At 53.9% G+C, this 12,681-nt stretch carries 12 protein-coding genes; 1 reads left to right on the plus strand and 11 read right to left on the minus strand.

Translation table 11 applies throughout. The annotated features are described in order from the left end of the window. Nucleotides 1-141 precede the first annotated feature (141 nt). Nucleotides 142-2,382, minus strand: coding sequence for a TonB-dependent receptor (locus KOI40_RS01100; protein WP_216095568.1), 2,241 nt, complete (start codon nt 2,380-2,382; stop codon nt 142-144). A gap of 123 nt (nt 2,383-2,505) precedes the next feature. Here KOI40_RS01100 and KOI40_RS01105 point away from each other — a divergent pair, with 123 nt between their 5' ends. Further along, a complete protein-coding gene (locus KOI40_RS01105) occupies nt 2,506-3,540 on the plus strand; it encodes an AraC family transcriptional regulator (RefSeq protein ID WP_216095569.1) in 1,035 nt (344 codons plus the stop codon). 35 nt (nt 3,541-3,575) lie between these two features. On the opposite strand, the gene KOI40_RS01110 is transcribed toward KOI40_RS01105, so the two are convergent. The 10 genes from KOI40_RS01110 to secB form a co-directional block, all read right to left on the minus strand. Beyond that, nucleotides 3,576-4,466: a chemotaxis protein gene (locus tag KOI40_RS01110; protein WP_216095571.1), complete on the minus strand. Its 891-nt coding sequence runs from the start codon at nt 4,464-4,466 to the stop codon at nt 3,576-3,578. Between the two features lie 105 nt (nt 4,467-4,571). Next, nucleotides 4,572-4,865 carry a hypothetical protein gene (locus KOI40_RS01115; protein ID WP_216095572.1) on the minus strand — a complete coding sequence of 98 codons (294 nt, stop codon included), beginning with the start codon at nt 4,863-4,865 and terminating at the stop codon, nt 4,572-4,574. Between the two features lie 36 nt (nt 4,866-4,901). Continuing rightward, nucleotides 4,902-5,861, minus strand: coding sequence for an ABC transporter ATP-binding protein (locus KOI40_RS01120; protein ID WP_216095574.1), 960 nt, complete (start codon nt 5,859-5,861; stop codon nt 4,902-4,904). After that, nucleotides 5,855-6,919: an ABC transporter ATP-binding protein gene (locus KOI40_RS01125; protein WP_216095575.1), complete on the minus strand. Its 1,065-nt coding sequence runs from the start codon at nt 6,917-6,919 to the stop codon at nt 5,855-5,857. The genes KOI40_RS01120 and KOI40_RS01125 overlap by 7 nt, the downstream gene beginning before the upstream one ends. Before the next feature lie 2 nt (nt 6,920-6,921). After that, complete coding sequence (locus tag KOI40_RS01130; protein WP_216095577.1) at nt 6,922-8,364, minus strand: ABC transporter permease; 1,443 nt, start codon at nt 8,362-8,364, stop codon at nt 6,922-6,924. A gap of 4 nt (nt 8,365-8,368) precedes the next feature. Continuing rightward, the gene (locus tag KOI40_RS01135) at nt 8,369-9,313 is read right to left on the minus strand and encodes an ABC transporter permease (RefSeq protein ID WP_216095579.1); all 945 of its coding nucleotides are present in this window, start codon (nt 9,311-9,313) and stop codon (nt 8,369-8,371) included. A gap of 48 nt (nt 9,314-9,361) precedes the next feature. Next, complete coding sequence (locus tag KOI40_RS01140) at nt 9,362-11,014, minus strand: peptide ABC transporter substrate-binding protein (RefSeq protein ID WP_216095581.1); 1,653 nt, start codon at nt 11,012-11,014, stop codon at nt 9,362-9,364. Nucleotides 11,015-11,213: 199 nt separating this feature from the next. Beyond that, nucleotides 11,214-11,456, minus strand: a complete 243-nt coding sequence (locus KOI40_RS01145) for a GrxA family glutaredoxin (RefSeq protein WP_216095582.1) — start codon at nt 11,454-11,456, stop codon at nt 11,214-11,216. A gap of 143 nt (nt 11,457-11,599) precedes the next feature. After that, complete coding sequence (locus tag KOI40_RS01150; protein WP_369413129.1) at nt 11,600-11,950, minus strand: MGMT family protein; 351 nt, start codon at nt 11,948-11,950, stop codon at nt 11,600-11,602. Nucleotides 11,951-12,040: 90 nt separating this feature from the next. After that, nucleotides 12,041-12,541, minus strand: a complete 501-nt coding sequence (secB, locus tag KOI40_RS01155; protein WP_216095583.1) for a protein-export chaperone SecB — start codon at nt 12,539-12,541, stop codon at nt 12,041-12,043. Nucleotides 12,542-12,681: the final 140 nt, after the last annotated feature.

Raw genomic sequence — 12,681 nt, forward strand, 5'->3', positions numbered from 1 at the left:
TATCTCTGAACGGCGGTAAACATCGTGTTATTTTTGTATGACTCAACCAGATAGATACAGCGGGACGTTCGTTACTTGAGCATCAATCGAATCCCGCTGTACCCCAACTAAATTTCTATTGCTTTAGTTCCGGTTGTCGTTTCAATTCCAGTTATAGTTAAGGCTAACACCGTAGGTGCGCGGCATGCCGTAGGCAAAAATGTAGTTACCGTCACCCTCCTGATCAAAGGCTTCCACCACATACTCTTTGTTGCTCAGGTTCTTGCCCCACAGCGACAAAGACCACTGGTCACTGTTCGGCGTCAGGATTACATTCGCATTCCACAAGGTGTAACTCTCGGAGGCCAGCTGAGGTTTATTGTCAGCGGTTTTAAACACGCTGTCCTGGTAATTAAAATCCGTCACCAGCGCCAGGCGATAATCCGGGGTCATGGACCATTCGTAGCGCACCAAACCATTCACACTCAGCTCCGGAGCGTTAGCCAACTCCAATCCTTTGTACTCGTCGTCCTTGTTTTCCGTATCCAGGTAACCAACCCCCATTTTGATGTCAAACCCCGCCGCCGGTTTCCACCACAGATCCATATCCAGACCGGTAATTCTCGCCTCTTCAGCATTACTCAAACGCAAAACGGTCAGGGCATTGGTGACCTCGGTGGTGAACAGCTGCATGTCGGAATATTCGTAGGTGAAAACAGCAGCGTTCCATTGCAGGGTGCGATCCAGCAGGGACGCTTTAAAGCCCAATTCCAGCGCCAGCAGCTCTTCCGGTTTGTATGGCGCTAATTCGTCATCGGAACCGGCGTAGCCACCAGAGAAACCACCGGATTTGTAGCCCTTGCTGTAGCTGGCGTAAATCAGCCAGTCATCATTGGGGGTAAAGTCGATGGAAATTTTTCCGGACAGATCCCGGTCTTTAATGTCTGTGTCTGTGTAAGCGTATGCCACAACCCCATCGGTAGAGGGATTATCCAGAAACGGGCTAGCTCCTAACGGGTTGAGATCCCACGTACCACCTTCAAAGGATTTCTTTTCCTGTGTATGACGTAAACCGGTCGTCAACTTCCAGCTTTCTGCAAACTGCCACTCGGTGTGTACATATGCCGCCGCCGATGAGCCCTTCTGTTTCCAACGCACAAGCCAATCCGTGTCGTACCAGCCGGTACTGTTCAGGTATTGGTTTTGATCCGCAACAATATCGTCGGATGAGTAATAGAGACCGGCGATCCAGTTGAAACTCCCGGAAAAATCCGACACCAGACGCAGTTCCTGTGACCAGAGTTCCAGCTCGTTGTCGTAATAGAGATCGAGCCCCACTGCAGCACTGCCATCGGCGTCCTCTTCCAGATAGCGTTCGTAGGACTCGTAACCGGTAATCGAAATCAGTGAGAGGTTTTCGAAATCTTTGCGGATATTGAGTACCGCACCCAGTGAGTCGGCTTCGATCACGGGCTCCATATTCCAGTCACCCGTGAATGGATCGCCGTCGTCATCGCTGTAACCGAGAACATCAGAACAGCTGGCGGGATCCCAGCTGCCGGCTTGCACCGCATCACACAGCTCAAAGGACCATGGATCACTGGCGTCCAGCACACCTTGGGATGTCCAGGTGGTTTGCGCATCGGAACGGTCGCGACCACCGTGCAGACCGAACAGAATGTCCAGATCATCGGACGGAGTCCAGGCCAGCTGGGCACGCCAGGCGACGGTATCAATCTGGCCGTAGTCGTCATTGCCTGTGGTACGGTTACTGATGTGACCACCCTGACGCTGGGTGGTTGTGAAAGCAAAGCGACCGTTCAGGTTCTCTGCCAGATTGCCCCCTACAGCACCGGCAAGATCGAAAGTCTGGTAATTGCCGTAACCCACATCCACATAGGCCTCAAACTCTTCTGTTGGTTTGCGGCTGACAAAGCTGACTGCACCGCCTGTGGTGTTGCGTCCATAGAGGGTGCCCTGTGGCCCTTTCAGAACTTCAATACGTTCCATATCAAACAGCTGGAATCCGAGCATCGCCGGTGAACTGAGAAAGACTTCGTCAACATAAACACCGACTGTAGGGCTGTTGTTGGGGTTAAAATCATTCAGCCCTACACCGCGAATGGTAATCACCGGATTGCCAGAACCGAGTGTGTTCTTCACATCCAGATTTGGGGTTTGTGCCCCGATCTGGGAGGGGTCACTCCAGTTAAGTTCGCGCAATTCATCGCCATTAAAGGCGGATACCGCGATGCCTACATCCTGCATACTTTGGGCCCGCTTCTGGGCGGTGACCACAATTTCCTCAATATGAAGATCTTTCGCCAAACTGACCTGCGGAATAGTAAACGCCACCGTCATAATCGCAGCGACCTCTTTTGCCAAGGGTTTTCTAAAGAACATTTGCCGACTCCTCAAGTAACTTTTATTATCAGACTCCATTATTGAGGGACTTAAACACTGACGAAACGGCATGAAATGCCAAAAGCTGTCACCTGATGTACCTAGAATTCGGCGATTTTATTGATGAACTCCTCTTACAAGGGCAATGCGGCACAGATTTCAGTGGCCTTTGCTCGGGTAATTTTCCGGTATTTACAACGACACGGGATTGACCCTAAGCCTCTGTTGGCAACTCATGGTCTGACAGAGGATCTGCTGCGACAAGACGATCAGCTAATCCCGATGACGGTATTTCTGGCGTTATTGAATCAAACCGCCTCGATGGCGAACGATCCTTTTCTCGGCCTGCACATTTACGAAGACATGGATTTCACCGATCTGGGGCTGCTGGGTTACGCCATGCTCAACGCCACAACACTCTCGGATTATTGGCAGGCGAGCATTCGTTATTACAATGTGTATCAGGGGGAGAGCGAGCAGAAACTGATTATCAAGGAGGACTGCGTAGAGTTCACCTATCGGATCACCGATACCAGCCTGCCTTATTGCCGACACGATTCCGAGATGAGTATTCTGTTTGACATTATGTTTTTGCGGCAGTTACTGGGGGATGACTGGACTCCCCGAGCGGTTCACTTTCAACACCCGGCACCAAGCGAGACGGATGAGTATCAGCGTGTCATTCAGGCTCCGGTGGTTTTTAATCAACCCACCAACAAGTTAATCGTCGAGCGCAGCCTGCTGGATTTTGCCATCACCAGTGCCGACCAGCGCCTGTTTAACGTTCTTAAAGCCAGTCTGGAAACCCTGCAATCCCGCCTGCACACCAAGTCCGATCTGGAACAAACCATCAAAGACCACATCGCACACACCATTGCTGACGAAATTCCCAACGTCGAACAAACTGCCAAACAGCTGCACATGAGCGTTCGCACATTACAGCGCCGTCTGTCAGACGCCAACCTGACTTACAGCGAACTGATTGATGAAACCCGGAAGATGCTGGCGGAACAATATCTGGAAGAAACCCGGTTGCCTCAAACCGAGATTGCCTCATTGTTAGGCTACTCTGGATCCAAGGCATTTTATCGGGCATTTACCCGCTGGCACGGAGTAACTCCCCAGGATTATCGCAAGACGTATGGAATGCAGAATTGAGAACAGAACTGTTCAGTCTTCAAACATAGAAATCATTAAGCCACTTTGTCCGCACCACGCAGCATCGCATCGATCAACTCACGAGCATCAAACTTGGTCAGAGCCTCATCCGCCCCCACCTGTTTGGCCTGCCCAACGCTGATCTCACTGGACAAGGATGTGTGAAGAATAATATAGGCCTGAGATAGTTGCGGATTATCACGAATCGCAAAGGCCAGTTCATAACCATCCAGCCCCGGCATCTCAATATCGCTGACCAGCACATCCACCGGATTACCCGCTGCCGCCTGCTCACACATGTAGTTGAGGCCATCCTGCCCGTCATGGGTAAAGTGATAGGGGACATTGATGTTGTCCAGCGCATCACTCAACTGTTTTCTGGCCGCCCGTGAGTCATCCACCAACAGCAGATGGAGTGGCTTGAGTTTTTCACGCTGCACATCGGTAATGGTTGTTCGCGCCCGGCCGGGAGCCAGCGGGAACAAACGGGACATGATGACTTCAACATCCAGCAGCTGCACCAGCTTGTCCTGCTCTTTCACCAAACCGGTGATGTAAACGTGATTGCCCAGATTGCTGTCCGGTGGCTGAATGTCACGCCAGTTGGTCTGGATGATCTGTTCGATACTTCGCACCAAAAAACCCACAGTCTGACGCTGCACATCAGTGACAATGATGTAACTGCCGGCTTTCTCCTCGTCGGTCACGGGACGTCTGCCGACAGCGTGGGCCAGGTCGATAACGGTGATGGTATTGCCTCTGAAATTCAGTGCGCCGATGACACTGGGATGCTGTTTCACCATGGGGGTAACTGGCGTGTACGGAATCAACTCCCGGATCTTCAGGGTACCCAGACCGAAAATCTGGCTGCCGGAGAGGCGGAATAACAGCACGCCCTGGGAATGCTCAGACCTCTGGGTGGACATCGTATGGCTCCGAATTGCAGTGACTTTGGCTAAAGTCTACGTTTGGTTAAAGTCTACGGCCTCAGATGACTGGTGAACTCTGGATCGGGGTTACCGAACAGAGCCTCAAATCCGAGTGCTCAACCTTTTTATCGACTGCAGCGGCGTTAACTGTAATGGTTTTTTTGCCCAGAACTCGGGCGAGTCAGAGCCATAGCGACGCATAAAGCGGCACAAGAGCGCGTAGAGTCTCGACAGCACAGGAGCAATGGCCTTGCGCAGCTCGTGGTCTTCGCCCATGGCCTGATCCAGCTCCACATCCTCTTCCGTACCCCAGCCAATGGACAAAATAGTGGCAGTGAAGGTATCCCGCGCCGGGTCAAAATCCATCTCGGCCAAGCGCTCGGGCGAGATAGCCATTGATGGCCGAGATATCCAGTACCCGAGGATCAGCTGTCAATCATCGTACAGGTGACAGGCCACAAGATGATCACTGGCCACCGGTTTCAGCAAGGGGCGCTCCTGACGACATCGCTCCATAATCCGATCGCAGCGTCCGGCAAAACGACATCCGGCTGGGAGATTCACCGGTGAAGGCACCTCGCCAACGATGGCATCGTGGGCCCTCTGTTTTTCTTTTTGTGGGTCGGCCAGCGGATTGGACTTGGTCAACGCCTGGGTATAGGGATGTCGGGGCGAAAAGAACACCTCATCAGACGGCCCCTGTTCCACCACGGACCCCAGATACATCACCACCATGGTGTCTGAAATATAGCGAACCATGGATAGATCGTGGGCAATAAACAACAGGGTTAACCCCATGGATTGCTGCAACTCACCCAGCAGGTTGATGACCTGCGCCTGAACTGACACATCCAGTGCCGAGATGGGTTCATCGCAGACCACAAAGCCGGGCTCGGTAATCAGTGCCCGGGCAATGCCGATACGCTGACGCTGGCCGCCGGAGAACTCATGAGGGTAGCGGCCCAGATAGGCAGGATTCAGACTGACTTTTTCCAGCCAACTGGCCGCCAGTTCACGTCGCTGTTGCGCATTGTGTTTTTGACCACCGGTTTGCAGTCGCAAGGGCTCCGTCAGGATTTCCTCAATGGTCATTCGCGGATTCAGGGACGCATAGGGATCCTGAAAAATCATTTGAATGTCTTTGCTCAAACGACGGAAATCGGCCGAGGTGTACCGCTCAGGCAACGGTTCTCCCCGAAACAACACCTGCCCCCCGGATTTTTCGTGCAAGCCCACCAGGGTTTTGCCCAATGTGGACTTGCCCGAACCACTTTCTCCCACGAGACCGACAATGGCGTTCTCTTTGATATTCAGACTGACATCATCCACCGCGTAGAGGGTTTCGCTACCCACCTGAAAATGTTTGCTCAGGTTCTTAATTTCCATCAGCATGTTGAAGCCCCCGGTTGATACAGAGCGTCAACATCTACCTGCGCCTGAGCGTGCTGCAACCAACAGCGGGAGGCGTGACTGTCACCGACCGAAATCAACTCCGGTAACTGCTGCTCACAGACATTCATGGCATAGTCACAACGTCGACAATAGCCACAACCGGCCGGCGGGGAAAACAAATCCGGCGGACTGCCGGGAATCGCCATCAGTCTCTCACCGACATGCATGGAGGCCGTTGGCATGGCCGCTTTGAGTCCCAGGGTGTAGGGATGTGCACTGCGATAAAAAATATCATCCACACTGCCCCGCTCGACAATTTGTCCTGCGTACATGACGGCCACCTGATCCGCCATACGAGCCACCACCCCCAGATCGTGGGTGATCAGCACAATGGCCATTCCCTCTTCGCGCTGAATTTCCCGCATCAGTTCCAGCACCTGATTCTGAATGGTCACATCCAGTGCGGTGGTGGGTTCATCGGCGACCAGCACCGACGGACTGCAGGCGAGACTCATGGCAATCACTGCCCGCTGCAACATGCCGCCAGAGAATTCAAACGGGTATTGTCGAACGCGCTTGCGCGCTTCAGGGATCCTGGTGCGCTCCAGTAAATCCACCGCTCGTTTAAGAGCATCCCCGTGCCCCATTCCCCGATGGATCATCAACGTCTCGGCGATCTGCTCGCCAATGCGCATGGTGGGATTCAGGGCGCTCATGGGATCCTGAAACACCATGCTGATATCGACACCGCGAATTTTATTCAATTGTTTGACCGGTAAATGCAACAGCTCTTTACCATTCAACTTCGCCGAACCACTGACAATCCTGCCCGGAGGCATCGGAATCAATCCCATGATACTCATCATGGTGACGGACTTGCCGCAGCCGGATTCGCCGACCACGCCCAGTGTCTCGCCTGGCTGTACCGAAAAGGACACGCCCCGCACTGCCTGTACACGTCCACCCTGTGCCGAAAACTCCACCTGCAAATTGTCCACGGCGAGTGCCGGTGTCTCATCCGGTTTGCGGTTCAACGGATGGTTATCAATGTCGCTCATGCTCAACCTTTCATCTTTGCATCGAGGGCGTCACGCAGACCATCGCCCAACAGGTTAAACGCCAGCACCGTCAAACTGATAAACAGTGCGGGAAATAACAATTCGTGGGGATGGCTCATAAAGGACTTCACGCCATCATTACACATCGCGCCCCAGCTGGGTGTCGGTGGGGCAACGCCCATGCCGATGAACGACAAAAACGCTTCGGTAAAGATGGCAGACGGAATGGAAAAGGTTAACGACACCAGCACAACACCCATCACGTTGGGCAGCATGTGGCGCCAAATTAAATAATGGGTATTGGCTCCCATCAACTGGGCGGCCTCAACAAAGGGTTGCTCACGCAGCTGCAACACCTGTCCCCGCACCAACTTGGCAGCCGTCGGCCAGCCCAGCAGCACCATGGCAATCAGCATCGGCGTCACGCCGCTCTCACCGGGACCAATCCCCATGGCCACGCGAAACAAAATCATGAACAACAAAAACGGCAGGGCAATCACAAAGTCGGCAAAGCGCATCATGACTTCATCAATGCGTCCTCCAAGATAGCCCGACACGCCGCCGTAGAGAATGCCAATTGCCACAAACAGCAAGGGCGCGACAATGCCAATAAATAACGATGTCTGACCACCATAGACCAGCCTCGCCATCAGATCGCGACCGAGGTAATCGGTGCCCATCAAATGGCGTTTCAACTCGACCTCCTGCCCCAGCATCGCCTCGGCGTCATTGGCATCCACCAGCCCGCGACTGAGTGCCGCACGCAAACTGATGGCGTGTCGCGGTTTCACTTCAACCGTGCTGTAATCCGACAATTGTCCGTCGTAACTTACCGCCTGAACCGAATAGTAATAACTGATGTTTTGCAGCTTGAGTCGATCTTCAAACGAAATCTGACCCGGTTGATCCGTCTGCCCCAGTGGCAACCCCAAATCGGCCGGACCGCTGGGCACCAGCAGATGTCGATACACCCGATAGCCGATGGCACCGGCAAGCGGCTGCCAACTCAGGCGGACCGATTCGGTATTGGCTTCGCCAACCACTTCCAGCCCCGCAACTTTTGCCCGCGAATCAAAGGGCGCTGTCTGCAACTGTCGACGCTCGCCCTCTTCGACAAAACGTCCGGCCCAGGGTTTTGTATCCACCACCAGCGACTGACGTCCCAATCCCGGAGGCTGGGAAATCTGCGTCAGATCCTGCTCGGCAATATCAAACGACACAAACAGCGGCAGCAAATAAGAAAAGGACAGCAAGCCGATGATCAAATACAGGGAATAGATCGCCCGGCGATTGCGCTTCAGTCGCTGCCAGGTGTCCTGCCAGAATGACAGGGACGGCCGCACGATCAGATCTGCCTGACGGGTTTTCACCAGCGGTTCAAAATCCGCCGGCGTCATTTGCGGGTTGGAGGTTAAGGTCGGATTGGTCTCCAGAGTCTGATTCATGCCATCACCCCCTGACCTTGCCGACACGAATTCTCGGATCTATAAAGCCGTAGAGAATGTCCACCAACAGCACCATGATCACCAAAAACGCACCGTAAAAAACGGTGGTGCCCATGATCACGGTGTAATCCAGTTGCTGTACCGCCTGCACAAAAAAACGACCCAGCCCCGGAATGGCAAACACCAGCTCGACCACAAAGCCACCGGTGGTAATGGCGGCAATGGACGGTCCCAACACGGTAATGACTGGCAGAATGGCATTGCGCAATTGATGCTTGTAGAAAATTCGCAGCGGCGGCACCCCCTTGGCCTTGGCGGTGCGAATGTAATCGGCACTGGTCACTTCCAGCATGGAAGAACGCATCAAACGGGTCAGGTAGGCCATGGTGCCCAGGCCCAGCACCAGTGCGGGAACCAGCATGTGCCCGAAACTCCCCCAGCCCGCCACCGGCAACAGAGAGAAACCGAGCCATTCATTCATGGCGAGAATACCCAATTGCCCCAACATGGCGAACACAAAACTGGGCACCGATACCGCGATCACCACGAGGAACATAATCACACTGTCGGGCCAGCGGTCCCGATAGACTGCGGTCAAGGCTCCCCAGATCACACCGCCAACCGTCGCAATGATTAACGCCAACACGCCCAATACCGCAGACACCGGGAAGTGTTCGCGAATGATGTCGTTGACGTAACGGTTCTTTTGCGTGAACGAGATTCCAAAATCACCGCGCAACATATTGCCGAGAAAAATTCCGTACTGCTGCCACACCGGTTTATCCAGCCCGTAGCGAGCTTCCAGATTGCGACGGATCTCGGGCGCGACCGCTTTTTCGTTGGCCAGCGGATCCCCCGGTACGGAGTGCATGCCGATAAACGTGGCGGTGGCAATAAACCAGATGGTAATCACCCCTGACAGCAGGCGTTTTAAAATAAACTGTGTCACTGCGCAGTTCCTTGTGCAAAACGTTTGAGCCAATACATTTAATGCGCGCTATGAATCCGCTGGCGGTTCGATATAGGCAAAATTGAAATTGGGGTCGCCACCCAGCGCCCGACGCGAGACACCTTTCAGGCGCGGATGATTCACGTACACCCGCCCGCGCTCGTAGAGAGGCACAATCACCGCGTCTTCAAAAATGATGCGCTGCAGCTGATCAAAGGCGTGTACACGTTCACTCACATCCAGCGAGCGCTGCGCCACTTCAACCCAGTGATCGTATTCTTCGCTGGCGTAACGGCCACGGTTGTTCATGTTGTGGCTGGCAAACAGATCGGCATAGGTCAGCAAATCGTCGTAGTCCGGCCCCCAACCAGAGACCACCAGGTCAAACTCGCCGGTTCCCATTTTCGCCAATCGCTGTTTGAAAATCTGCATGTCCACACGGATTTCCAGCCCCAGCGCCTGCCCCAGCATGGTTTGCAAATACTCTGCCGTTTTCTGCCCTCCCGGGCTGTCATCCGCCAACAGAGTGATTGGCGGTAGCGTCTCAACACCCAATTCCTGCTTCGCCTTGTCCAGATAGCGCCTGGCTTTTTCCATATTCAATTCAGGTTTCTGCGCCGGATGCTCGCGCACAAAAAAATCTTTCTCGCCTTTCATCCAGCGCGGAAACAAGGTGTAAGTGGGATAACTGCCGGGGCTGCCCATCACCTTGTAAACGAGATCATCGGTATTGAATACCTGCTGAATCGCCTTGCGCAGATGGCGGTTGCGGGTCACCCGGTCTGCGCGCTGGTTGAACTCGATATAAAAGATGGCCCCGTCGAGAAATGTTTTGATCTGCATGCGCTCGCGCAGCGCACCTTCGAGACTTTCGGAGTTGAGATCACTGGCGATGGCCACCTTGTGATCGCGGTACAGGTTCATCCGCGCATTGGCATCTTCGGTGATGTAGGGAATGTCGATCAGGTTCAGCCAGATGTTGTCGCGATTCCAGTAGTGCGGATTTTTCGACATGCTCACCGAAGCCCCGTGCACCCATTTCGACAGGGTAAAGGGACCGTTATAGAGCAGGTCTTCGGCATCGGCACCGTAACGGGAACCTCTGGCGGTGTAGAAGGATTCCTTGACCGGAAACAGGGTACGGAAAGCCGTCAGCCCTAGAAAGTAGGGACAGGGTTGATGCAGGGAAACTTCCAGCGTGTGATCATCCAGCGCCCGCACTCCCAGCTGTGAAGGATCCATACGACCCTCGTTGACAGCCTGCGCGTTAGTGATCGGAAACAGAATCGAGGCGTATTCGGAAGCCACCGAAGGCGTCACCGCCTGCTGCCAGGAGAACACAAAATCCTGTGCCGTGACCCGGGAACCGTCGCTCCATCGGGCGTCTTTGCGCAACCAGAAGGTGGCGCCATCATCCCGCAACTGCCAGCGCTCCGCCACACCGCCCACCAGATTGCCCTCAGCATCGTAGCGCAGCAGGCCTTCCATCACATGGCCGAGGATCATCCCGCTGACCGAATCGGTCGAGGTAATGGCGTTAAGATCGGGGGGCTCCTGACTCATGGCCAGACGAATAGTCCGCGACTCGTAATCCAGTCCCTCAGCCTGAACACTACCGCTCGACATCAGGCAAAACAACAGACACCACATACCTGTGATCCGCTGGATGCCGGCCACAGAATGCCACCTGAAAAAGCCCATATCCCCCATTCCTAAGTCACTTATTACCCTCAAGCATAAAGGTTTTCATGGGCAGATGAGACGGGAAATTGTCAATCCTGTGAAATTCCGAAGCCCGGACGTAAAAAACCAGCGCCTCCGTGAACAGAGACGCTAGCTTGAGATGACGCAATTGCGGGCTATGCGGCCTGGGACAGCTAACCGTGTCCGAGCGGAGCCATCAGGCCTCGGTCAACGCCAAATGTTTCTCCAGCGCTTCAAAACCGCCGATGTACTCCTGACCGTAGAAAATCTGAGGTACGGTAGTCACGGTCTGACCCACGGTTTTCGACAGGTCAGCCTTGGAAATATTTTCCTCGTGGATATCCACATAGCGGAACGGCAGCTCCTTCTCTTCCAGCACCTGTTTGGCGCGACGACAGAAACCACATTGTTGATGACCAAAAATCGTGTAACGGGACATAAGCTTTCTCCAATCCAGATGCTGTTTGATGGGTAAACAGATTACCGACCACAACCTAATTAGTGAAATTAATTGATTTTAATAGCCTGATAGCCAAAACCGCATTACGCCCGAATCCTGTCCAGCCTGCCGGCTTTGCAGAATCATTCTCCCTGATAGGGCAGCCAGCGATACTGACCGAGATCAACGCAACCGGCTTCTGTGACCTCAACCCCCTCTTTTATCAGCTTTTGCTTCTGAAGCTCGAAGGCCTGGGGGTCTGTCAGGGCAATTTTGCCCGCCTTATTGATGACCCGATGCCACGGCAGCCGGTACTTTGATGACAGGGTATGCAGCAGCCGCACCACCTGCCGCGCCGCCCGGGGGCTGCCGGCTGCGGTGGCAATATCACCGTAGGTGGCCACTGAACCCTCTGGAATCGCGCGAATCAGACGAACAACAGCCTGACTGAAAGGTGCCAGCCCCGGCAATTCTTCAGCTGCACTGGTATCCACGACCCTCTCCACTCTTCATACACCCGCTGAGCATACAAAAAAGCCCCGCATCAGCGAGGCTTTTTAAACACCAGGTTCAGTTGACCGAACTCAGTTTACTGTTGCTTCACCGGCTTCGGCCTGCTGCTTGGCCTGGGCAATCGCCTGGGCGAACAGTGCGTCGAAGTTGATGGGTGGCAACATCAGGGCAGGGAAGCTGCCTTTGGTGATCACGTTGTCGATCGCTTCACGAGCATACGGGAACAGGATGTTCGGGCATACGGTGTTCAGTACCTGAGCCAGCTGCTGACCTTCAATGCCCTTAATGCCAAACAGACCCGCCTGATGTACTTCCACCAGGAACGCCGTGTCATCTTCCAGCTTAACGGTGATGGTCAGGGTCAGAACCACTTCATACAGACCATCTTCAATCTTGTTGGTCTTGGTGTTCAGCTCCTGGTTAACCTGAGGTTTCCACTGCTTGCGGAAGGCTTCTGCCCCCATAGGCGCTTCGAAAGACAGATCTTTCAGATAGATGCGCTGCATCGCAAATTGTTGACCTGCCTGCTCTGCGGCGCCTTCTGGAGTTTCGGTGGTTTGTTCATCAGCCATAGTACTGTCTTCGCTCTTTTATAATGGGGGTTAAAAATTATTGCTATTCAGGCTCACTGTGAGCCACAAGTGGAATAAGTTATGGGGGCTGCCCAAATGAAATCAACCCCAACACAACAGATTTTACGATTTTGGCGACG

Origin of the sequence: Pseudomaricurvus albidus (genome assembly GCF_018863235.1) — a bacterium.
Classification (GTDB): domain Bacteria; phylum Pseudomonadota; class Gammaproteobacteria; order Pseudomonadales; family Cellvibrionaceae; genus Pseudomaricurvus; species Pseudomaricurvus albidus.

Bases quoted from the DNA above. Each gene is read 5' to 3' on its own strand.
- secB (WP_216095583.1), bottom strand. From the start codon at position 12,541: ATGGCTGATGAACAAACCACCGAAACTCCAGAAGGCGCCGCAGAGCAG.
- KOI40_RS01100 (WP_216095568.1), bottom strand. From the start codon at position 2,382: ATGTTCTTTAGAAAACCCTTGGCAAAAGAGGTCGCTGCGATTATGACG.
- KOI40_RS01110 (WP_216095571.1), bottom strand. From the start codon at position 4,466: ATGTCCACCCAGAGGTCTGAGCATTCCCAGGGCGTGCTGTTATTCCGC.
- KOI40_RS01140 (WP_216095581.1), bottom strand. From the start codon at position 11,014: ATGGGCTTTTTCAGGTGGCATTCTGTGGCCGGCATCCAGCGGATCACA.
- KOI40_RS01115 (WP_216095572.1), bottom strand. From the start codon at position 4,865: ATGGCTATCTCGCCCGAGCGCTTGGCCGAGATGGATTTTGACCCGGCG.
- KOI40_RS01120 (WP_216095574.1), bottom strand. From the start codon at position 5,861: ATGCTGATGGAAATTAAGAACCTGAGCAAACATTTTCAGGTGGGTAGC.
- KOI40_RS01125 (WP_216095575.1), bottom strand. From the start codon at position 6,919: ATGAGCGACATTGATAACCATCCGTTGAACCGCAAACCGGATGAGACA.
- KOI40_RS01105 (WP_216095569.1), top strand. From the start codon at position 2,506: ATGAACTCCTCTTACAAGGGCAATGCGGCACAGATTTCAGTGGCCTTT.
- KOI40_RS01130 (WP_216095577.1), bottom strand. From the start codon at position 8,364: ATGAATCAGACTCTGGAGACCAATCCGACCTTAACCTCCAACCCGCAA.
- KOI40_RS01145 (WP_216095582.1), bottom strand. From the start codon at position 11,456: ATGTCCCGTTACACGATTTTTGGTCATCAACAATGTGGTTTCTGTCGT.